Below are 20,867 nucleotides of genomic sequence, written 5' to 3'. Positions count from 1 at the left end.
CGGAACCCGCGGCGGGACCGTGACGGACCCACGACGGAACCAGCTGCCGGGCACGGGTCCCCCTGGACAGAGTCGCGTGCAATGATGTGCGCGCCAACTCCATACAGGCCGTTCGAATCCGCGCGGGAGAGTCTCCGGAACCGAGCTTTTGTGCTGGGTACCCGGAGCGCCGAAGGAGCAAGCCCCTCCCTTGAATCTCTCAGGCCCCGTACCGCGCGGGCGAGGCACATCTGAAAAGCGGGCCGCCCGGCGGTCCCACCCAAGGTGCAAGCCGGCGTCTCACTGGACGAGACACTCCCGGCGAACCTCTCAGGTTCCGATGACAGATGGGGAGGATCGACCTCGCCCGTCATGCCCTGGGAGTTCCCTTCATGAGCACTGCCCCCCGTCTGACCGCCCTCGACGCCGTGCACCGGTCGCTGGGCGCCACCATGACCGACTTCGCGGGCTGGGACATGCCGCTGCGGTACGCCAGCGAGCGCGACGAGCACAACGCGGTGCGCACCAAGGCGGGTCTCTTCGACCTGTCGCACATGGGTGAGATCACCGTCACCGGGCCCGCCGCCGCGGACTTCCTGAACTTCGCGCTGGTCGGCAACATCGGCTCGATCGGTGTCGGCCGCGCCCGCTACACCATGATCGTCGCCGAGGACGGCGGCATCCTGGACGACCTGATCGTCTACCGCCTCGGCGCGGCGGAGGCCCCCGAATACATGGTCGTCGCCAACGCCTCGAACGCGCAGGTCGTCCTGGACGCGCTCACCGCCCGCGCCGACACCTTCGACGTCGAGGTCCGCGACGACCGCGACGCCTACGCGCTCCTCGCCGTCCAGGGCCCCGAGTCCCCCGGGATCCTGAAGTCCCTCACGGACGCGGACCTGGACGGCCTGAAGTACTACGCGGGCCTGCCCGGCACCGTCGCGGGCGTCTCCGCCCTGATCGCCCGCACGGGCTACACGGGCGAGGACGGTTTCGAGCTGTTCGTCTCCCCCGGTGACGCGGAGAAGCTGTGGGGCGCGCTGATGGAGGCGGGCACGCCCGTCGGCATGGTCCCGGCCGGGCTCTCCTGCCGCGACACGCTGCGCCTGGAGGCGGGCATGCCGCTGTACGGGCACGAGCTGACCGCGGAGCTGACGCCGTTCGACGCGGGTCTCGGCCGGGTCGTGAAGTTCGAGAAGACCTCGCAGTCGGAGACCTTCGTGGGCCGGGCGGCGCTCACCGCCGCCGCCGAGCGCGCCGAGACCGCCCCGCCGCGCAAGCTGGTCGGCCTGATCGCCGAGGGCCGCCGGGTCCCGCGTGCGGGCTTCTCGGTGGTCGCGGACGGCAAGGTCATCGGCGAGGTCACCTCCGGCGCCCCGTCCCCGACGCTGGGCAAGCCGATCGCGATGGCGTACGTCGACGCGGAGCACGCCGCTCCCGGCACGGAGGGCGTGGGCGTGGACATCCGCGGCACCCACGAGCCGTACGAGGTCGTGGCACTGCCGTTCTACAAGCGCCAGAAGTGACCCCCCGCACATCTCACCCGTTCCGCAGCACCCACCCGCGTACAGGAGAATTCAGGTCATGAGCAACCCCCAGCAGCTTCGCTACAGCAAGGAGCACGAGTGGCTGTCGGCCACCGAGGACGGCGTGGCGACCGTCGGCATCACCGAGCACGCGGCCAACGCGCTCGGTGACGTCGTCTTCGCCCAGCTCCCCGAGGTCGGTGACACGGTGACCGCGGGCGAGTCCTGCGGCGAGCTGGAGTCGACCAAGTCGGTCAGCGACCTCTACGCCCCGGTGACCGGCGAGGTCGTCGCCGCCAACCAGGACGTCGTGGACGACCCGTCGCTGGTCAACTCCGCCCCGTTCGAGGGCGGTTGGCTGTTCAAGGTTCGTATCTCGGGCGAGCCGGACGACCTGATGTCCGCCGACGAGTACACCGCATTCACCGCCGGCTGACCCATACCGATAGGGATCGTGTGATGTCGCTTCTGAACACCCCCCTCCACGAGCTGGACCCGGACGTCGCCGCCGCCGTCGACGCCGAGGTCCACCGCCAGCAGTCGACCCTGGAAATGATCGCCTCGGAGAACTTCGCTCCGGTCGCGGTCATGGAGGCCCAGGGCTCGGTCCTGACCAACAAGTACGCCGAGGGCTACCCCGGCCGCCGCTACTACGGCGGCTGCGAGCACGTCGACGTCGCCGAGCAGATCGCGATCGACCGGGTCAAGGACCTGTTCGGCGCCGAGTACGCGAACGTGCAGCCGCACTCCGGCGCCTCCGCCAACCAGGCCGCCCTCTTCGCGATCGCCCAGCCCGGCGACACGATCCTCGGTCTCGACCTGGCGCACGGCGGGCACCTCACGCACGGCATGCGCCTGAACTTCTCCGGCAAGCAGTTCAACGTGGTCCCCTACCACGTCGACGAGGCCGGTCTGGTCGACATGGCCGAGGTCGAGCGCCTCGCCAAGGAGAACAACCCGAAGGTGATCATCGCGGGCTGGTCGGCCTACCCGCGCCACCTGGACTTCGCGGAGTTCCGCCGGATCGCCGACGAGGTCGGCGCGTACCTGTGGGTCGACATGGCGCACTTCGCCGGTCTCGTCGCCGCGGGCCTGCACCCGAACCCGGTGCCCTACGCGGACGTGGTGACCTCCACCACGCACAAGACGCTCGGCGGCCCGCGCGGCGGCATCATCCTGGCCCGCAGCAAGGAGTTCGCGAAGAAGCTGAACTCCGCGGTCTTCCCCGGCTTCCAGGGCGGCCCGCTGGAGCACGTCATCGCGGCCAAGGCCGTCTCCTTCAAGGTCGCCGCCTCCGACGACTTCAAGGAGCGCCAGCAGCGCACCCTGGACGGCGCCCGCATCCTGGCCGAGCGCCTGGTGCAGGACGACGCGAAGGCCGTCGGCGTCGACGTCCTGTCGGGCGGCACGGACGTGCACCTGGTCCTGGTGGACCTGCGCAACTCCGAGCTGGACGGCCAGCAGGCCGAGGACCGCCTCCACGAGGTCGGCATCACGGTCAACCGCAACGCCGTCCCGAACGACCCGCGCCCCCCGATGGTCACCTCGGGCCTGCGGATCGGTACGCCGGCGCTGGCCACGCGTGGCTTCGGCGAGGAGGACTTCCGCGAGGTCGCCGACATCATCGCCGAGGCCCTCAAGCCTGGCTTCGACGCGGCGTCCCTCAAGACCCGCGTGACCGCTCTGGCCGACAAGCACCCCCTGTACCCCGGCCTGAAGTAATTTCGTACCCTTTTGTTCGTACGCTGTTGTGCGTACGTACGAAACGTCGGGGCACCCCGCACACTGGAAAGTGAGCGAGGTGCCCCGCACCACGTACCGCGATCGTCGTTCCCGCACCGCCTTGTACTTCTGCATCACCCCGGCAGACAACGGCGTCTACCAACCACCCTTGGAGTTTCCGTGGCCATCTCGGTCTTCGACCTGTTCTCGATCGGCATCGGCCCGTCCAGCTCCCACACGGTCGGTCCCATGCGCGCGGCCCGCATGTTCGCGAGCCGCCTCAAGAACGAGGGCCTGATGGCCCACACGACGGCGATACGGGCGGAGCTGTACGGCTCGCTCGGCGCGACCGGCCACGGGCACGGCACCCCCAAGGCCGTCCTGCTCGGCCTGGAGGGCGAGTCGCCCCGCACGGTGAACGTGGAGAGCGCCGACGACCGCGTCGAGGAGATCAAGAGCGGCGGACGCATCAACCTCCTCGGCATGCACGAGATCGACTTCGATTTCGACGAGGACCTGATCCTGCACCGCCGCAAGGCCCTGCCGTACCACGCCAACGGCATGACGATCTTCGCGTACGACCGTGACGGCGCCCTCGTCCTGGAGAAGACGTACTACTCCGTGGGCGGCGGTTTCGTGGTGGACGAAGACGCCGTGGCCGGGGAGAACCCGATCGTGCCGGACGACACCGTCCTGCGGCACCCCTTCCGCACCGGCGACGAGCTGCTCCGCCTCACGGAGGAGACGGGCCTGTCCATCTCCGCGCTGATGCTGGAGAACGAGAAGGCCTGGCGCACCGAGGAGGAGATCCGCGCGGGTCTGCTCGACATCTGGGGCGTCATGCAGTCCTGCGTCTCGCGCGGCATGACCCGCGAGGGCATCCTGCCGGGCGGCCTCAAGGTGCGCCGCCGCGCCGCGAACTCGGCCAGGCAGCTGCGCGCCGAGGGCGAGCCGCAGGCCCGCGCCATGGAGTGGATCACGCTCTACGCGATGGCGGTGAACGAGGAGAACGCCGCGGGCGGCCGTGTGGTCACCGCGCCCACGAACGGCGCGGCGGGCATCATCCCGGCCGTCCTGCACTACTACATGAACTTCGTGCCCGGCGCCGACGAGGACGGCGTGGTCCGCTTCCTGCTCGCGGCCGGCGCGATCGGCATGCTCTTCAAGGAGAACGCCTCGATCTCCGGCGCCGAGGTCGGCTGCCAGGGCGAGGTCGGCTCCGCCTGCTCGATGGCGGCGGGCGCGCTCGCCGAGGTCATGGGCGGCTCCCCGTCCAAGGTCGAGAACGCCGCGGAGATCGGCATGGAGCACAACCTGGGCCTGACCTGCGACCCGGTCGGCGGCCTCGTTCAGATCCCGTGCATCGAGCGCAACGGCATGGCGGCGGTCAAGGCCGTCACGGCCGCGAAGATGGCGATGCGCGGCGACGGCTCCCACAAGGTGTCCCTCGACAAGGTCATCAAGACGATGAAGGAGACGGGGGCCGACATGAGCGTGAAGTACAAGGAGACCGCGCGGGGCGGGCTCGCGGTGAACATCATCGAGTGCTGAATCGAGTCCCGGCAGTGCTTTTCGACGTCAGCCGCTCCGCGGTCAGCCGCGTCTTCGGCGAGGACCGGCTCGCGACGCTGCCCGTGTCCGCGTTCCCCGCCTCCGCCGCGGACACGCCGGGTGCCCGGCTCCTCCAGACGGTGGGCGTGCCCACCGGGACCCTGCACCTGCGGGAGCCGGACGAGGACTCCAAGCTGCTGCCGCTCGTCCGGGACATCGTCGACGTCGAGGACTTCGAGGGGCTGGAGGGGGCGACGGAGGGCGCGGGCGGGTGGCCCGTCATCGGCTGGCTGCTCAGCGCGCACCTCGCCCTCGACCCCGCGTCCGGCAAGGTGTACGCCTTCGCCCCCGACGAGGAGAGCGCGCGGGGACTCCACACGGACGTCTCCTCCCTCGTGCACGTCGCTCTCCGGTTCCAGCGCCTGCTGGACGAGTTCGTCTTCGGCGACGACGGCGAGGAGGCCGGCTTCGCGCGGCTGGAGCGCGAGGTCGAGCGCGTCCGCGAGGAGACGGGCCGCGTCGACCCGCTCCCGTTCCGGGACGACGAGACCGTCTGGTGGACGGTAGGCGACGAGATCGCCGCAGGTCAGCGCTTTATGGGGGACAGTCCGGCGGGGCGCTCGCCGTACGGGTGACCTCGGTCGGCGGCCGATTTGCGTACCCGGTTGCGTAATTCTACGGATGCCGGGGCCGACCGTGTCCTGAGACTCTGCGCATCCAGGGGGAGCGTGCCGCGATCCGCCCCCGCCCCGGACCGTCCGAACTAGGAACGCACATGGGCCCGCAGGGCGCGATCAGGAACCTCCACGCCCGCGCCGGTGCCGGCGACGGGCGCCACGCACACCACGAGCTCCTCGGCGCCGTCCGCCGACTGGACGCCGAGCCGTACGGCAGGGTGCGCACCGCCCGCGCCGAGGAACTCGCCGACGAGGCAGCCGCCACCGGTGACCGCCCGCTGCTCGTGGCGGCGCTGACGCTCCTGGTCCACTCGTACAGCTTCGGCGGCGAGTGCGCACGGACGTTCGTGCCGTTCCGGCGGCTGCTGCGCATGTTCGACGAGAACCCGGCGGACTTCCGGGAGGACGACGTCCGGCGGCTGCACTGGATGTTCAAGTGGGTGGTGACGGACGCGCGGCAGCAGCCCGACGTCACGCTCACCGAGGCCGAGGTGTGGCTGGCCCGGATGCGACGCCGCTACCGCAAGGCCGGGTACTCCGAACGAGCCGTGCACGGCGCCGAGTTCAGACTGGCACGGCACCTGGGCGACGCGGCCCGCGCCACCCGTGCGTACTCCGCGTGGACGGCGGCGGCGCGGGACGACATGGCCGACTGCCTGGCCTGCGAGTACGCGACGGAGGGCCTGCGGCAGCTGGACCTGGGCGACGACCGGGCGGCCCTCGACGGATGGGAGCCGGTCCTGAACTGCACCCACAGCTGCCACCGCGAGCCGCACGAGACCCTCGCCCGGTCGCTGCTGCCCCTCGTGCGCACGGGCCGCACGGACCGGGCCCGCGATCATCATCTGCGCGGCTACGGGATGGTCCGCGCCGACGAGGCGTTCGGCCCCGTCGTCGCACTGCACGTCGAGTTCTGCGCGCTCACCGGCAACGAGCCGCGCGGCCTGCGGATCGTCGCCGAACAGAGCAGGCGCTGGGCCGACACGGGCGACCCGCTCGACCGTCTGGAGTGGCTGGGCGGCGTGGCACTGCTGTTGCGCCGCGCGGTGGAGACGGGCCACGCACAGCGGCCGGTGCCGGGGCCGCCGGGTGGCGCGTGGACGGTGGCGACGCTCCTGGACCACGCGAGGGAGGCGGCGCTCGACCTGGCGGCACGCTTCGACCGTCGCAACGGTACGACCACCGTCTCGGACGGCGTACGGTCCCGCATGGCGGCGGAACCGCTGCGGGCGGCCCTGCCCCTGACCACCGAGCCGCCCCCCGCGGCACCCCACCTCGGCACCCCCGGACCCGCTTCGTCGCTGTCCCCGCTGGATCGGGCCCGGCTGTCCCTGACTCTCGCGCGGTCCATGGCCGCGTCCGGTGACGGAACGGACCCGCGGGCGCAACGGCTCCTGACCGACGCCGCGTACCTCGCGGGGCTCCCCGGAGGAAGCCCGCAGGTCAGCGCGGCTGCCCGGCTGCGGCTCGGCGGGCTGCACTGCGCGGCGGGCCGTCACGACGAGGCCGTGGCGGTCCTGGAGTCCGTACTGCCCGGCCTCGAAGAGACCCACGATCCGGACTCCCGCGCCCAGGCGCACACGTGGCTGGCCCGAAGTTACCTCCGAACCCACCGACCGGCTCCGGCGGCGGCCCAGTTCGCGCAGGCCGCCGCCCTCGTCCGCGCCTCGCCCGAGGGACGGCACGAGGAGGCGTCCCTGACGCAGCAGGCGGCGCAGGCGCTGAGCCTGGCCGGGCAGCCGGCGGAGGCGTGCCGGGCCTACGCGCGGGCCGAGGAACTGTGGCGCGCACTCGGCGAACACGGCGCCCTGGTCCGCGCGGAGCGGGCGCGGGCGTGGGAGACCCTGGCCGCGCACGGGCCTGCCGCCGCCGACACGGCCATGACGGAGGCCCTGCACACGAACCGGCGCCACGCCGAGGAGGCGGACCAGGACCCGGAACGCACGGAGCTGTACGTCGAACTGGGCCGCACGCACACCCAGTTGGCCCGCCTGGCCATGGAACACGCCGACGGTCCACCACTGGCCGAGTGGGGCACGCCCGAGCAGTACGCGGCCAACGTACGCGCCTTCGAGACCGCGCTGGCCCACACGGAACGGGCGATCGAGGCCCTGCGCACGTGCGGCGGACCGGGCCTCGCCGACCTGCATCCCACGGAACTTCTCGCCGCTCGCCTGGAGTTCGTCCTCGGCCACCGCGAGGAGGCGGCGAGCCGGGCCCGGGTTCTGGCTGCCGCGGTACGCGAACGCCCGGACCCGGACGGCACGCTGGCGCTCCTCGCGGAGGAGTGCGACCTAATCGCCGGGCCGGGCCGCGCACCGCGTCACCAGTGACGCCAGAGCCGCGCGTGAGGTGACGCCCGTTTTGCGGTACACCCGGCCCACGTGGCTCTCGACCGTGCGCGTGCTGAGGCAGAGGCGGTCGGCGACGGCCTGGTTGGTGAGGCCCTCGGCGACCAGTGCGGCTATCTCGCGCTCACGCGGCGTCAGGGACGCGAAGGGACCGGACGGCAGGGGCGGGACGTCCGCGTGCGGGTCCGGCGGTGCGGGTGCCGTCGGGTCGGGGGCGGGGCCCGGCGAGGGTGGTGAGGGCGTGGGTGTGTCCGCGCGTTCCGGGCCCCGCCCCGGCCGCCCTCGCGCCGCCATGTCCAGGAGCAGGCGTGCGTCGCCCTCCTCGGCGAGGCGGAGGCCGCGGCGGGACATGGTGGCGGCGCGGGCCGTGTCGCCCGCGGCGGCCGCGAAGGGGGCACCGATCAGGAGACTCTGCGCCTCGCGCAGGACCGCGCCGGCGCGCGCGCATTCGTGTGCGGACTCCGTGAACGCCCGGTCCGCCGCCGCCGGTTCGCCGCGTCGCGCCGCGACGAGGCCGACGGCGCGCAGGGCCGCGCCGCGCTGCACGGGCAGGCCGAGGCGGTCCGCGAGAGCGAGCGCCTGGGACGCCCAGCGTTCCGCGTCCGCGACGTCGCCCGTGGCCAGCGCCGCGGTGACGAGCAGCTCGAAGAAGTTGGGCCGCATCGACGGCTGTACGCGCGACAGGTCACCGTCACCGCCCGCGTCCATGAGGATGTCCCGCACCCGGTACGGGTCACCCGCGCCCAGCACGGCGTACGCGAGCAGGCACCGGGACACCGTCGCCCACCAGCCCTCGACCGCCCCCACCGTCGCCGCCGCCTCCTCGGCGGCGGCCAGCACCTCCGGGTCGCCGGCCGGGCGCACCTGCATGAGGATGAGGGCGCGGATGGCCCGGCTGATGCCGAGGAGTTCGGCGCCGCCCAGCTCCCGGGCGACCGCGACGGACTCGTCGGCCCACTCCAGCGCTTCGCGCAGGCGCCCCCGGGTGAGGCGGGCGTAGGCGCCGGTGAGCAGGAGTTGTGCCAGTGCGAAGGGGCGGCCGGTGCGGCGCGCGATCTCGACGCCGCGTTCGGAGTGGCGCTGCGCGGCGGCGCAGTCGTCGAGGAACACCTCGCTCCACGCCAGGCGTACGAGTGACTCGCACTGCCCGGCGAGGTCGGCGTCGGTCGTGACGTCGGCGAGCGCGGCGGCCTCGGCGGCGTACTCGCGCGCCGCCTCGGTCTCCCCCGCGTACGCCTCCCCCAGCGCGGCGAGCGTCAGCGCCTCCGCGGCGCCGAGTTCGTCGCCGCGGAGGCGGGCGTCGGCCAGGGCCCCGGCCACCTCGTCGCGCACTTCGGGGTAGCGCGTGGCGAACAGGGCGCGGTTGCCCCACTCGACGACCAGGCCGGTGCGCTGGGCGGGGGGCGGTCCGGGGCGCCGGTCGAGTTCGCGGCGGAGCAGGGCGCCGGCCGCCGCGTACCGGCCGAGGGTGCGTTCCATGAAGGCGCACTGCACGACGGCGGCCGTCCGCAGCGCGTCGCCGCCCTCCGGCCCCTCCGGGGCGGGGCGGTGCGTCGCGATGAGCCGGTGGAGGAGGTCCCTGCTCTCCTTGACGGCGCCGGTCATGCCGAGCGCGGTGGCCTGCTTGAGCATCAACTCGCTGCGCGTGGCGTGGTGTTCGGGCGTGTCGGGCAGGACGCGGAGGACCACGCCGAGGAGCCGCGCGCTGTCGGCGGGTGCCGTGGCGGCGGCCTGCTCGGCCGCTTCCGTCAGGACCGCCGCCGCCTTGGGGTCCCAGCGGGAGAGGGACTCCTCCACGTGGTGGGCGCGGTCGGTGAGGGACGCGCCGGTCCGGGTGAGTTCGACGGCGGCCGCGCGGTGCAGTTCGAGGCGGCGCCAGGGGTCGACGGCCTCGCGCATCCAGGCGCGCAGGAGCGGGTGGCGGGGGGCGAGGCAGCGAGCCCGCCGGTCGGGCCTGAGCAGGTCGCGGTCGATCAGCTCCCGCAGCGCGGCGATGAGGTCGAAGCGGTCGGCTCCCGTCACGGCGGCGATCAGATCCGTGTTCGCGTGCTCGCCGAGCACCGCGACGGCGTCCAGGGCGGCCCGCTCCAGCGCGGACAGCGCGGCGAGTTCGTCGAGGAACGCCGCCGAGTGGTCGCCGTGGAGAAGCGCGCGGAAGTACAGCGGGCTGCCCTGGCTCGCCTCGTACATCTCCGCGGCCCGCTCCCGCGGCACCCCCGCCGCGAACCCGTCGATCAGCTCGTCCCTGCTCAGCGGCCCGAGAGCGGTCCGCAGTACGACACCGGAGTCGACCCCTCGCGTCAGGGCGGCCGACAGCGCGGGCGGCGACTGCCGCTCGCGTCGGGCGACGGCCAGCAGGAACGGGGCGCGCACGGGGTGGCGTACGAGATGGTCGACGAGCTCGACCGTCGCCTCGTCCGCCCAGTGCAGATCGTCGAGGACGACGACGAGACCGGGTCCGCCGACACCGCCGAGCGCGGCGGCGGTGACCCGGCACAGATCGAAGAGGTCCACGCCCGAGACCGCGCCCGGCACCGCACGCGGGCACGTGTCGTCACCCTCTCCCCGGACGGCGGCGGGCAGCCCGTCCAGCGAGGGGAACGCGCGGCGTGCGCGCGGGTCGAGTTCGGTGAAGGCGTCCGTGAACGGCCGCAGCGACCGCCTCCTGCCCCTCTCCGTCCCCCTGCCGCGCAGCACGGTCATGCCCCGGCCCCTGGCCTGCGCCGCGAACTCCGTCAGCAGTCTGCTCTTGCCGATCCCCGGGTCCCCGACCACGTCGACGACGCCCGCGGCCGCTCTCCCCGCCCCCATGTCGTCCAGGAGCGCTTCGAGGCGGCCGAGTTCCGCACTCCTGCCCACGAACGGCGCACGCCCCGCGGGCCCCGCCGAGCCTTTGACCGTCTCCACCACAGCCCACACCCCCTCGCGGAGGCGCACGGCCCCCTCGGTGACGTTGTACCGCACCCGACTCGCGCGCGACGTGGGCCGGGATCTCAGTTCGTGCACAAGATATGAAGAAAGGTAACAGTTTGATCACGGACGGAAGTGCTGGCCATGGGCATACTGCTTGTCATCGGGCCCCTGCGCGGCCGTTACCCTGACCCCCGTCAGTAGTGCACCAAGAAGGGGTGGATCCGGTGGCGGACATCGAGGAAGCGCGCAAGACGTTCGAGCAGTTCGACGCGGACGGCGACGGCTTCATCACGGCGGCGGAGTGGAAGAGCGCCATGGCCAGGATGGGCGACTTCTACCAGACCGAGGCGGTGGCCGAGGCCGTGATCGGCACGAAGGACACCGACGCGGACAAGCGTCTCTCCTTCGACGAGTTCTGGGCGAGCCTGAACAAGTAGCCGTCGGTCGGCCCGCGAGCCGACGCAGCGGAGGGGCCCGGCACACCACGCGTGCCGGGCCCTTCTCGTTCCATGCCGCCCCACGCCGCCGGGTCAGCGGGCGCGCACGTTCGCCGTCCGCCCCTGCGCTCCAGCCGCACGGGGTGGCCGAGACACTTGCCGACCTGGTCGCACCCGGAACTCGCCGCCAGGACCGGTTCGTTGGCACACAGGGAATTTCCCGTCGGCACGGAAGCGCCCGGACGCACGGGTGTGACAGCGACGGAGAACGTGAGGCAGGCAGGTGGGCATGACGACCCAACGGGTGAGCACAGAAGTACACCGATTTCAGTGAGAAGACCGCAGCAAGAGGCAGCGCGGCGCGCAGGCGCGACGCGCGGCCGATCAGCGCTCGGGGTGTCTCACACGGTGTACAGCGGCACGTCCTCGGCCTGGGCGGTGTGGTCCGGCGGCACGGTACGGGGCGCGGTCGGCGCCGATCCACCGGTCTTTCGACGCCGGGCCGCCCACGCCGCGCCGCCTACGCCAGCTCGGCGACGACCAACTCCGCGGCCTCCGCGATGAACGCGTCCACGGGCGGGGTGTCGCGGCCGGGCCGGTCCGTCATCACGGCCAGTACGAGGGGATCCGCGTCCGGCGGCCGGAGCACGGCGATGTCGTTGGCCCTCCCCCAGTCACCCGTGCCGGTCTTGTCCGCGACCCGCCACCCCTTCGGCACGCCCGCCCGGATACGCCGCGCCCCCACCTCCGTGGCGTTGCGCCCGAGCCACCCCGCCAGGAGCGCCCGCTTCGCGGCGGGCAGCGCGTCGCCGAGGACCAGGGCGCGGTAGTCGGCGGCGACGGCCCGGGGCGTGGTCGTGTCGCGCGGGTCCTTCGGCGGTACGTCGTTCAGCTCGGGTTCGTAGTCGTCCATGCGGCTGACCTCGTCCCCGAGCCCGCGCAGGTAGGCGGTCAGGCCCGCCGGGCCGCCGATCTGCCGCATGAGCAGGTTGCCCGCCGTGCCGTCGCTGTACCGGATCGCGGCGTCGCACAGCTCCCCGACCGTCATGCCGGTCGCGATGCGCTTCTCGGTGACGGGTGAGATGGAGTCGACGTCGGCGGCGGTGTAGGTGACGCGCTTGTCCAGGTGACGGAGCGGATGCCGGTCCAGGACGGCCGCCGCGGCGAGCGCCTTGAAGGTGGAGCAGAACGCGAAGCGGTCGTCCGCGCGGTGGGCCAGCGTGGCGCCGGTGCCGGTCGCCAGGGCGTAGACCCCGAGGCGGCCACCGTGCTTGCGCTCGATCGCGTCGAAACGGGGGGCGAGGCGGGCGGGATCCTGTGCGGGGGTCGGGGTCGGGCCCGCGGTGGACTTCCGCGGCGCGGGATCCTCGCCCCCGCCGCACCCCGCGACCGGCAGCAGCGCCGCGGCCACGAGGAGCGCACGGCGGGACGTCCCGGACGGCACCACACTCATCGGTCTCTGCTCACTTTCGCTGCGTCGGCATCCGGCGCACTCATTCTGCCCGCGTCCGGAATACCCCCGACGATCCGGAGGTTACCTCCGTTACGACCGCGGCACCCCGCCGCTTCGCCCCGGAAAGGCAATCAGTCATGAAGATCGGCATCATCGGCGCGGGCAACATCGGCGGCAACCTCACCCGCCGCCTCACCGCTCTCGGTCACGACGTCTCCGTCGCCAACTCGCGCGGCCCGCACACCCTGACCGCCCTCGCCGAGGAGACCGGCGCGAAGCCCGTCGCCGTCGGCGAGGCAGCGCGCGGCGCACAGGTCGTCGTCGTGACCGTCCCGCTCAAGGCCGTCCCCGACCTGCCCGCCGGCTTCCTCGACGGCGCGGCCGAGAACGTCGCCGTCATCGACACCGGCAACTACTACCCGCAGCAGCGCGACGGGAAGATCCAGGAGATCGAGGACGGCCTGACCGAGAGCCGCTGGACGGAGCGGCAGATCGGCCACCCCGTCATCAAGGCCTTCAACGGCACGTACGCCCAGGACATCCTCGACAAGCCCCTGCCGAAGGGCGCTCCCGGCCGGGTCGCCCTCCCCGTCTCCGGTGACGACGAGGCCGCCAAGAAGATCGTGCGCGAGCTCATCGACGAGCTGGGATTCGACACCGTGGACAACGGCGGCCAGGACGATTCCTGGCGTCAGCAGCCCGGAACCCCCGTGTACGGCAACGCCGGTGGCGTGGACGAGATCCGCAAGGCGCTGGACGCGGCGTCCCCGGAGCGTACGGCGGAGTGGCGCGCCTGACCGGCGCGCCCTCCTGGTACATCACTCGGGCGTGGCCCACTCCCGCAGCGCGTCCTCGCTCTCGAAGTCGGCCACGTTCTTGTCCAGCGGTGTCGACGTGTACTGGTGGATCTTCCACTTCGCCTGGATGCGGGGCTTGCCCGCGCGGACGTAGTCGGCGATCCACAGTCCGTCGCCCGCGTACGACGTCGTGTCGTGGTTCAACCAGAAGTCGCGGTTGCAGTACAGGAGGACGCGGTGGTCGGGCCGCAGCCGCTTCACCTCACGGATGAAGCGGTCCTTCTCGCCGTTGGTCGCGCGCGTATGGTCCCCCGTCCACTCCCAGTCCACCGCCAACAAGTCCCCGGCCTTCTCGGGCGCCTTGCTCACGAAGTACTCCGCCTGCGCCTTGATGTTGCCCGGCCAGAGGAAGTGGTAGTAGCCGACCACGCAGCCGGCGTCGCGGGCGCGCTTCGTCTGGGCGGACAGTTTCGGGTTGGTGTACGAACGGCCTTCCGTCGCCTTTATGAAGACGAAGGACAGGCCGTCCGTGTCGAAGGTCGTCTGGTGGGAGCTGACGTCGATGCCACGGATCACGGGCGCCTCCAGAGTGGGCGCTAGGCAGTACCTGAACTGCCCGTTTGGTGCCCGTTGTCGACTACCGCCAACCGTCAACCATCAACTGTTCAACGGAAGATCCCCGTGTGCCCGAGCGAGTAGCGGCCCGGCTGCGGGTACACGGCGAGGCCGTGCGGCCCGTCGCCGACCGGGATGCGGGCCAGCTGCACTCCGGTCCGGGTGTCGATGGCGTACACCTCGGAGTCGTAACGCCCGGACAGCCAGAGGGTGTTGCCGTCCGCGGAGACACCTCCCATGTCGGGACTGCCGCCGTCCGGGAGCTTCCACTTCTTGGTGAGCTTGTTCTTCGGGAAGTCGAAGACGGAGATGGTGCCCTCGCCCCGGTTGGAGATGTACATCTCCTTGGAGTCGCGGCTGACGTACAGGCCGTGGCAGCCCTTGCCCGTCCGCAGCAGTTTCGGTTCGGTGAACTTGTCGCCGTCCAGGACCCACATGCCGTGCGCCATCATGTCGGCGATGTAGAACTTCTTGCCGTCGGGCGACATCTTCACGTCCTGCGGCATGGCGCCCTTGAAGGGGATCTTCTGCTGGCCGACCACCTCCATCTTCTCCGTGTCGACCTTGAGGAGTTCGCCGGAGAACTCGCAGGACACGATGAAGTAGCGGCCGTCCATCGAGAAGTCGGCGTGGTTGACGCCGGCGCAGGTGACGGGGACGGTCTTGTCGCGGTTCATGGTCTTCGGGTCGCGGAAGACGAGTTCGCGGTCCATGGAGGCCATGACGACGGCGTGTTTGCCGTTCGGCGTGAAGTAGAGGTTGTACGGGTCGGAGACCTCGACCGTGCGGCCCGTCCTGCCGGTGACGGGGTCGATGGCGGTGAGGCTGTCACCGAGGTCGTTGTTGACCCACAGCGTCTTCATGTCCCAGGAGGGGACGACGTGCTGCGGCTGGTTGCCGACCTTGATGGTCTCGATGACCTCGAACTTCTTGGGGTCGATGACGGAGACCGTGTTGGACTCGGTGTTGGGGACGTAGACGCGCTGGAGGAACTTCTTGGCGACCGGCTGGAGCGCGTTGGGGCGGTCGGCGGCGTACGCGTCCTTGGGGTCGAGCACGGGTGGCATGCCGGGCAGACCGGGTGCCGTCTTCGGCTTGGCGGGCTTGCGGGCGCCCTCGGTGCCGAGGGCCTCGGCGTCGCCCTTGCCGGTGCCGCACCCCGCGAGGGCGGTGAGGACGGCACCGGCGGCGAGCACGGCCGCGGTGCGCCGGGTGGCCTTGAGCCGCGGGGCGTGGGGCAGCGTCTCGTTCGGGTTCAGGTGCATCAGGTCAGCAGCTCCGTGGTCGTGACCGCGCGCAGGCCGCGGCGTTCCAGTTCTTCCAGGACGGCGGGCAGGGCGGCGACCGTGTCCGCGTACCCGAAGTGCAGGCTCACGACGGATCCCTCACGGATTCCGCCGGCGACGGCGCGGGTCACGGCCGGGGCGCCCGGCGAGGTGAAGTCGAGGGAGTCGACGTCGTACGAGAGGACGTGCGGGTAGCCCGCGCGGTGGGCGAGGCGTTCGACGAGGGGCGTCGCCGTCTGCGCGCGGGAGGGACGGAACCAGGTGCCGATGGAGCCGGTGAGGCGGCGCAGGCGGTCCGCGCAGCCGGTGATCTCGGCGTGGGCGTCGGCCTCGGACATCGCGTTGATGTCGAGGTGGTGGTGGGTGTGGTTGCCGAGGTCGTGGCCGCCGTCGAGGATGCGGCGCGCGAGGCCGGGGTGGGCGTCGAGCCAGCTGCCGACGGCGAGCACGGTGATTCTGGCGTCGGCCTTCTCCGCCTGGGCGAGCAGCGCTCTCGCGGTGGCGGGGTCGCCCTGGCCGTGGAAGGTGAGGGCGACCCGGGGGCGGGTGCGGGGGCCGTGGCTGATCTGGGCGGGGAGGCCCGGGAAGCGGCGGGGTGCGGGGGCGGCGGCCGATGTGGGGCGGGCCGGGCGGGGGGTGGTGGTTGCGGGCGGGCGGTCGCGTGCGGGGGCGGCGGGGCCGGTCGCGGCGCACCCGGTGGTGAGCGCGCCCGCGGCGACCAGGCCGGCGCCCGCGCGCAGGGCTCTGCGGCGGTCGGTCTCGATCACCGGACCATTTAATGGGAAAAACGTGGGAAAGCTGCTGATTGCCCGCTTCGGCAGTGTTGCGCCGGTGCCGCGGGGCGGGGTCCGGGACCGGCGCGCAGCTCCCCGCTCCTTGCTTATCGCCTGTCACGGCCTCCGCTTAACCGCCGTTTACCAGGCAGGTGTCCCATCTCACCAAGGATTCACCTCTAAACTGTTACGGGTTGTCCGCATATGTCCACCTATGGGCTTTTGGATCCGTCGCGGCCGTCTGCCATAGTCGGAGACACGACCCCCATTGACCCGGGCTCAGGTCGTCTCGGCGGCCGTGGATCACACCCCAATATCCGCGCCGCTTCACGAAGGCCCCCTCGCGCCGACCACGGTGACCGGGGGCTTTCGCGTATCAGCGGTCGGCCGCCCGCATCTCGAACCACGTCGTCTTGCCGCGCGGCAGCAGATCCACGCCCCATCGGTCGGAGAGCTTGTCGACGAGGAACAGACCGCGGCCGCTCAGGTCCATCTCGTGGACGGGCAGCAGACAGGGCAGCCCGCGTGACGGGTCGCGGACCTCCACTCTGATCCAGCCGCGCCGCCGCTGCATGCGCAGCCCGAAGACGCGGGCGCCGGTGTGCCGCACGGCGTTCCCGACGAGTTCCGAGACGAGAAGGACGACATCCTCGGTGAGTTTCGGGGAGAGTCCCCAGTGGCGCAGGACGACGACCTGGGCGAGGCGGCGCGCGATGGCGGCGGACTCCGGGCGCGACGGCAGCGGGACCTCCGCGTCCGTGGGATTGCCGAACAACTCGAGCGCCTTCAGCGCGTGTTCGTCCTCTACCGCCGGCGACCAGCGCGCTGCGGTCGCACTGACGTGCCGCCGCGGCCGTTCGTCACCCTCCAGCCCCGCCATGCCCTCCATCATGGCCGCCCAGAGCGCTTTCCGTGGCCGTTCCGGCGGAATAAGCCCCCCGGAATCATTCATTCCGGGAGGCCGGTCTGACATATGCCAGTGGCAGTAAATGGCCGCCGCAACAGGCGTGACCTGCAATGACTCGCCGCTCACGCATGATCACTCAAAGCTTTTCGACGGGTTCATTTAAGGCTCTGTCAAGCCCTCCATAAACCGCCCCATCGAGGGACCCCGCCACTGACGCCCCTTCAACTTGGCGCGTACACGGTTCAGTTCAGACGAACTTCGCCTTGCCCGGCCCCTCCTCGACGAAACTCCGCATGCCCCGCTCGCGGTCCTCGGTGGCGAACAGCCCTGCGAACCACGTGCGTTCGATGGCGAGGCCCGTGTCGATGTCCGTCTCCAGGCCCGCGTCGACCGACTCCTTGGCGGCACGCAGGGCGATGGCCGGACCCCGCGCGAGCCGCGCGGCCCACGCGTGCGCCTGCTCGTACACCTCGGCGGCCGGCACGACGCGGTCCACCAGGCCCATCGTGAGGGCCTCGTCGGCCTTCACGTGGCGGCCGGTGAAGATGAGGTCCTTGGCCTTGGACGGGCCGACGAGCCGGGCCAGGCGCTGGGTGCCGCCCGCGCCGGGGATGAGGCCGAGCAGGATCTCGGGCTGGCCGAGCTTGGCGTTGTCCGCGGCGATGCGGAAGTCGGCGCACAGGGCGAGCTCGCATCCTCCGCCGAGCGCGTAGCCGGTGACGGCGGCGACGACGGGCTTGGGGATGCGGGCCACGGCGGTGAAGGACTCCTGCAGCGCCCCGGAGCGTACGACCATGGCCGCGTGGTCCATGGCCTGCATCTCCTTGATGTCCGCGCCCGCCGCGAACACCTTCTCGCCCCCGTAGATCACCACGGCGCGCACGTCGTCGCGCCGCGTCGCCTCTTCGGCGAGTTCCTTGAGGCGGTCCTGGGTGGCGATGTCCAGGGCGTTCATCGGGGGACGGTCGAGCCGGATCGTGCCGACGTCTTCGGCGACTTCGAGGGTTGCAGTCATGGCAGCAGGTTAACGGGGACTAACGGGACCGGGCCCGGTGCACTTGGTCACAGTGCGCCGGGCCCGGTACGGGAGAGGCGGGGTTCGCCCTCACGGGTCCGCCCTCGCCCGGGAGGCTTACGCCTTCCACTCCTCCCACGACATGTTCCAGCCGTTGAGGCCGTTGTCGGGCTGGATCTTCTTGTCCGCGGAGTTCTTCACCACGACGACGTCGCCGATGAGCGAGTTGTTGAAGAACCATCCGGCGGGCGTCTTCTTGCTGTAGCCGCCGCGCACGTCGCTCAGGCCTATGCAGCCGTGGCTGGCGTTGGTGTTGCCGAAGGCGCCGCCCGACCAGTAGTTGCCGTGCAGGAACGTGCCGGAGGTGGACAGGCGCATGGCGTGCGGGACGTCCTTGATGTCGTACTCGCCGCCGAAGCCGACGGTCTCGCCGTTCATCCGGGTCACCTGCAGCTTCTCGCTGATGACCATCTCGCCGTTGTACGTGGTGGTGCCGGGGGCGCCCGCCGTGATCGGGATCTTCTTGATCTGCTTGCCGTCGCGGACGACCTTCATCTGGTGCGTCTTGGCGTCGACGGTGGAGACCTGGCTGCGGCCGATGGTGAAGTTCAGCGTCTTGCTCTGCTTGCCGTAGACACCCGGGCGGCCCTCGACGCCGTCGAGGTTGAGCTTGACGGTGACCTTCGTGCCGGCCTTCCAGTAGTTCTCCGGGCGGAAGTCCAGGCGGTCGTTGCCGAACCAGTGGCCCTCGACCGGCACGGACGGCTCTGTCTTGATCTGGATGGCCTTCTCGACCGCTTCCGGATCGGTGATGCCCCGCGTGAAGTTGACCGAGAACGGCATTCCGACGCCGACCTTCGAGCCGTCCTCCGGGGTGAACTGGCCGATGAAGGTGTTCTGCGGGGTCAGCGTCGTGAAGGTGGTGTCCTTGGCGGACGCCCGGCCCTCGGAGTCCTTCGCCACGGCGTGGACCTTGTACTTCGTGGCGGCCGCGAGGTGGTGGGCCGGCGTCCAGCTGGTCCCGCCCGACGTGATCTTGCCGGGGACCGGGTTGCCCTTGTTGTCCTCCACCTTGACCTCGGACAGCTTGCCCTTGGTCGCGCCTATCTTCAGGGCGCCGCTGGTGGCCACCGCGTCCGCGCCGTCCTTGGGGGCTATGGTCACGACCGCCGCCGACGGCGCGTTCTTGTCCGCCTTCGCCTTGCCGTCACCGTCGCCCGAGTCCGAACCCCCGCCACACGCCGCGACGAACAGCAGCGTCGCCCCGGACACCGCGGCCGTCAGAGTTCTGGCGCCCCGCCGTCGCGCGCGCATGCGCGCGCCAACCGACGTCCCCGATATCGGTCGCCCGTTCACGATCTCGTCTCCCCTCGCACGGCCTGATCCCCCAGGCCCGCACCCCAGTGCACCTGCGCGTTTCGGACACGCGCAAGCGATAGATAACCACACGGTTCCCGGCGAACAGTCCCCGCCAATGTCACCGTTCAGTTCCAACTGCCCCAGGGGTACGGGCAGACCAAGATCACCTGGTGGTTCCGGGCCGGTCACCTGGCGATCACCCGGAGGATCAGGCGTTCTTCACCCAGTCCTTCCATTCCATGTTCCAGCCGCCGAGGCCGTTGTCAGGAGCGACTTTCTTGTCATTGCTGTTGATCACCTCGACGACGTCCCCGATGAGGCTCCGGTCGAAGAACCAGCCCGCGGGCGTCCGTGAGCTGCCGCCCTTCACATCGCGCAGGCCCACGCAGCCATGGCTGACATTGGTGTTGCCAGGGGCGTCCGGCGACCAGTAGTTGCCGTGCAGGAACGTGCCGGAGGTCGTGAGGCGCATGGCGTGCGGGACGTCGGGGATGTCGTACTCGCCGCCGAACCCGACGGTGCGGCTGTTCATGCGGGTCACCTCGAGCATCTCCGTCACCACCATCTTCCCGTTGTACGTGGTGGTCTTGGGGGCGCCCGCGGTGATCGGCACGGTGGACAGGAGCTCGCCGTCCCTGCGCACCTCCATGGTGTGCTCGGCGGCATCGACCAGGGACCGCTGATCGCGGCCGACGGTGAAGGTGAAGCTCTTGTCCTGGAGGCCGTAGACCCCGGGAGCGGCCTGGACGTCGCGCAGGCGCAGGCCGACGGTGACCTTCGTGCCGGGCTTCCAGTACTTCTCCGGGCGGAAGTCGACACGGCTCTTGCCGAACCAGTGCGGGCGGATGTCGACGGCGGGGTGCGCGGTGACGTGGATGGCGCGCTGGACGGCCTCGCGGTTCTCGATCTCCCGGTTGAACTCCAGGGAGACGATCATGCCGGTGCCGACGGTGGAGCGGTTCTCCGGCGCCACGTATCCGATGAAGCGCTCGTCGGGGACGTAGGTGCGGAAGGTGGTGTGCCGGGCGGAGCGGCGGCCGTGGCCGTCCGTGGCGACGGCGTCGACCTCGTACGTGGCGGCGAGTGCGAGCGGCCCCCGGTCGACGGGGCGCCACGTCATGCCGTCCTCGTCGATGCGGCCCGGCACGTCGAACTCCTGCGCGTCCTGCGTCCGGACGACCTTCACCGACTCCAGGCGGCCGTCGGGGACCGTCACCTCCAGGCGTTCGTCCGCCTTGACCCCCTTGCTGTCGTCGTCGGGTGACACCCGGATCGCGTCCGCCGGGGAGCGGGGCTTCCCCATCAACCCTTCGACCCCGTCGGAGGAGCAGCCCGCCAGCAGCCCCGCCCATGTCAGTACCGCGGCCAGCGCGGCCCCTGCGCGCCGTGCGCGCCTCGCATCCTGTCTCACGTGGGTCCCAACGACCGTCCCCCTGCCGGGGAAACGTGAGTGCGACGCGTGCGGTGGGCAGAACCATGGGGAGGACGACGCATGGGGAGCCGCGG

At 71.4% G+C, this 20,867-nt stretch carries 17 protein-coding genes and 1 riboswitch; of the genes, 8 read left to right on the top strand and 9 right to left on the bottom strand.

Features of this window, described 5'->3' with window-relative positions; translation table 11 throughout:
• Window positions 1-113: 113 nt before the first annotated feature.
• Window positions 114-224, top strand: a riboswitch (glycine riboswitch).
• 147 nt (window positions 225-371) lie between these two features.
• The 6 genes from gcvT (at window position 372) to DEJ47_RS26965 (ending at window position 7,788) form a co-directional block, all read left to right on the top strand.
• Window positions 372-1,505, top strand: coding sequence for a glycine cleavage system aminomethyltransferase GcvT (gene gcvT / locus DEJ47_RS26990; protein ID WP_150172475.1), 1,134 nt, complete (start codon window positions 372-374; stop codon window positions 1,503-1,505).
• Between the two features lie 58 nt (window positions 1,506-1,563).
• Window positions 1,564-1,941: a glycine cleavage system protein GcvH gene (gcvH, locus tag DEJ47_RS26985; protein WP_150172473.1), complete on the top strand. Its 378-nt coding sequence runs from the start codon at window positions 1,564-1,566 to the stop codon at window positions 1,939-1,941.
• 23 nt (window positions 1,942-1,964) lie between these two features.
• Window positions 1,965-3,227: a serine hydroxymethyltransferase gene (gene glyA / locus DEJ47_RS26980; RefSeq protein WP_150172471.1), complete on the top strand. Its 1,263-nt coding sequence runs from the start codon at window positions 1,965-1,967 to the stop codon at window positions 3,225-3,227.
• Window positions 3,228-3,407: 180 nt separating this feature from the next.
• Window positions 3,408-4,778, top strand: a complete 1,371-nt coding sequence (locus tag DEJ47_RS26975; RefSeq protein ID WP_150172469.1) for an L-serine ammonia-lyase — start codon at window positions 3,408-3,410, stop codon at window positions 4,776-4,778.
• Window positions 4,779-4,792: 14 nt separating this feature from the next.
• Window positions 4,793-5,413, top strand: a complete 621-nt coding sequence (locus DEJ47_RS26970) for an SUKH-4 family immunity protein (protein WP_150172467.1) — start codon at window positions 4,793-4,795, stop codon at window positions 5,411-5,413.
• 140 nt (window positions 5,414-5,553) lie between these two features.
• On the top strand, window positions 5,554-7,788 hold the full coding sequence (locus tag DEJ47_RS26965) for a tetratricopeptide repeat protein (protein WP_150172465.1): 2,235 nt from the start codon (window positions 5,554-5,556) through the stop codon (window positions 7,786-7,788).
• Here the strand turns inward: DEJ47_RS26965 and DEJ47_RS26960 are convergent.
• Window positions 7,750-10,713: a helix-turn-helix transcriptional regulator gene (locus tag DEJ47_RS26960; protein WP_150172463.1), complete on the bottom strand. Its 2,964-nt coding sequence runs from the start codon at window positions 10,711-10,713 to the stop codon at window positions 7,750-7,752. The genes DEJ47_RS26965 and DEJ47_RS26960 overlap by 39 nt on opposite strands.
• Before the next feature lie 230 nt (window positions 10,714-10,943).
• Between DEJ47_RS26960 and DEJ47_RS26955 the strand changes: the two genes are divergently transcribed.
• A complete protein-coding gene (locus DEJ47_RS26955) occupies window positions 10,944-11,156 on the top strand; it encodes an EF-hand domain-containing protein (RefSeq protein WP_150172461.1) in 213 nt (70 codons plus the stop codon).
• A gap of 520 nt (window positions 11,157-11,676) precedes the next feature.
• Here the strand turns inward: DEJ47_RS26955 and bla are convergent.
• Window positions 11,677-12,609 carry a class A beta-lactamase gene (gene bla / locus DEJ47_RS26945; protein WP_150172457.1) on the bottom strand — a complete coding sequence of 311 codons (933 nt, stop codon included), beginning with the start codon at window positions 12,607-12,609 and terminating at the stop codon, window positions 11,677-11,679.
• Between the two features lie 29 nt (window positions 12,610-12,638).
• Between bla and DEJ47_RS26940 the strand changes: the two genes are divergently transcribed.
• Window positions 12,639-13,406, top strand: a complete 768-nt coding sequence (locus DEJ47_RS26940) for an NADPH-dependent F420 reductase (protein WP_263398924.1) — start codon at window positions 12,639-12,641, stop codon at window positions 13,404-13,406.
• A gap of 21 nt (window positions 13,407-13,427) precedes the next feature.
• Here the strand turns inward: DEJ47_RS26940 and DEJ47_RS26935 are convergent, their stop codons facing one another.
• The 7 genes from DEJ47_RS26935 to DEJ47_RS26905 form a co-directional block, all read right to left on the bottom strand.
• Window positions 13,428-13,982: a glycoside hydrolase family 25 protein gene (locus tag DEJ47_RS26935; protein WP_150172453.1), complete on the bottom strand. Its 555-nt coding sequence runs from the start codon at window positions 13,980-13,982 to the stop codon at window positions 13,428-13,430.
• An 89-nt stretch (window positions 13,983-14,071) separates the two neighbouring features.
• Complete coding sequence (locus DEJ47_RS26930; protein WP_150172451.1) at window positions 14,072-15,286, bottom strand: YncE family protein; 1,215 nt, start codon at window positions 15,284-15,286, stop codon at window positions 14,072-14,074.
• Complete coding sequence (locus DEJ47_RS26925) at window positions 15,286-16,074, bottom strand: polysaccharide deacetylase family protein (RefSeq protein ID WP_150172449.1); 789 nt, start codon at window positions 16,072-16,074, stop codon at window positions 15,286-15,288. The genes DEJ47_RS26930 and DEJ47_RS26925 overlap by 1 nt, the downstream gene beginning before the upstream one ends.
• A gap of 382 nt (window positions 16,075-16,456) precedes the next feature.
• The gene (locus DEJ47_RS26920; protein WP_150172447.1) at window positions 16,457-16,960 is read right to left on the bottom strand and encodes an ATP-binding protein; all 504 of its coding nucleotides are present in this window, start codon (window positions 16,958-16,960) and stop codon (window positions 16,457-16,459) included.
• 274 nt (window positions 16,961-17,234) lie between these two features.
• A complete protein-coding gene (locus DEJ47_RS26915) occupies window positions 17,235-18,002 on the bottom strand; it encodes an enoyl-CoA hydratase/isomerase family protein (protein WP_150172445.1) in 768 nt (255 codons plus the stop codon).
• A gap of 117 nt (window positions 18,003-18,119) precedes the next feature.
• A complete protein-coding gene (locus DEJ47_RS26910) occupies window positions 18,120-19,358 on the bottom strand; it encodes an Ig-like domain-containing protein (RefSeq protein WP_190415583.1) in 1,239 nt (412 codons plus the stop codon).
• A gap of 211 nt (window positions 19,359-19,569) precedes the next feature.
• Window positions 19,570-20,772, bottom strand: coding sequence for an Ig-like domain-containing protein (locus DEJ47_RS26905; RefSeq protein WP_223828522.1), 1,203 nt, complete (start codon window positions 20,770-20,772; stop codon window positions 19,570-19,572).
• Window positions 20,773-20,867 lie beyond the last annotated feature (95 nt).

This window comes from Streptomyces venezuelae (genome assembly GCF_008642355.1).
In the GTDB taxonomy this organism is placed as follows: Bacteria; Actinomycetota; Actinomycetes; order Streptomycetales; family Streptomycetaceae; genus Streptomyces; species Streptomyces venezuelae_B.
Note: the sequence above shows the minus strand (reverse complement) of the source record. Positions and strands in the feature narration are given on the sequence as shown.

What these genes read in the sequence shown, in the direction of transcription:
- gcvT (WP_150172475.1), top strand. Translation starts at nt 372, where the DNA reads ATGAGCACTGCCCCCCGTCTGACCGCCCTCGACGCCGTGCACCGGTCG.
- gcvH (WP_150172473.1), top strand. Translation starts at nt 1,564, where the DNA reads ATGAGCAACCCCCAGCAGCTTCGCTACAGCAAGGAGCACGAGTGGCTG.
- glyA (WP_150172471.1), top strand. Translation starts at nt 1,965, where the DNA reads ATGTCGCTTCTGAACACCCCCCTCCACGAGCTGGACCCGGACGTCGCC.
- DEJ47_RS26965 (WP_150172465.1), top strand. Translation starts at nt 5,554, where the DNA reads ATGGGCCCGCAGGGCGCGATCAGGAACCTCCACGCCCGCGCCGGTGCC.
- bla (WP_150172457.1), bottom strand. Translation starts at nt 12,609, where the DNA reads ATGAGTGTGGTGCCGTCCGGGACGTCCCGCCGTGCGCTCCTCGTGGCC.
- DEJ47_RS26930 (WP_150172451.1), bottom strand. Translation starts at nt 15,286, where the DNA reads ATGCACCTGAACCCGAACGAGACGCTGCCCCACGCCCCGCGGCTCAAG.
- DEJ47_RS26920 (WP_150172447.1), bottom strand. Translation starts at nt 16,960, where the DNA reads ATGGCGGGGCTGGAGGGTGACGAACGGCCGCGGCGGCACGTCAGTGCG.
- DEJ47_RS26915 (WP_150172445.1), bottom strand. Translation starts at nt 18,002, where the DNA reads ATGACTGCAACCCTCGAAGTCGCCGAAGACGTCGGCACGATCCGGCTC.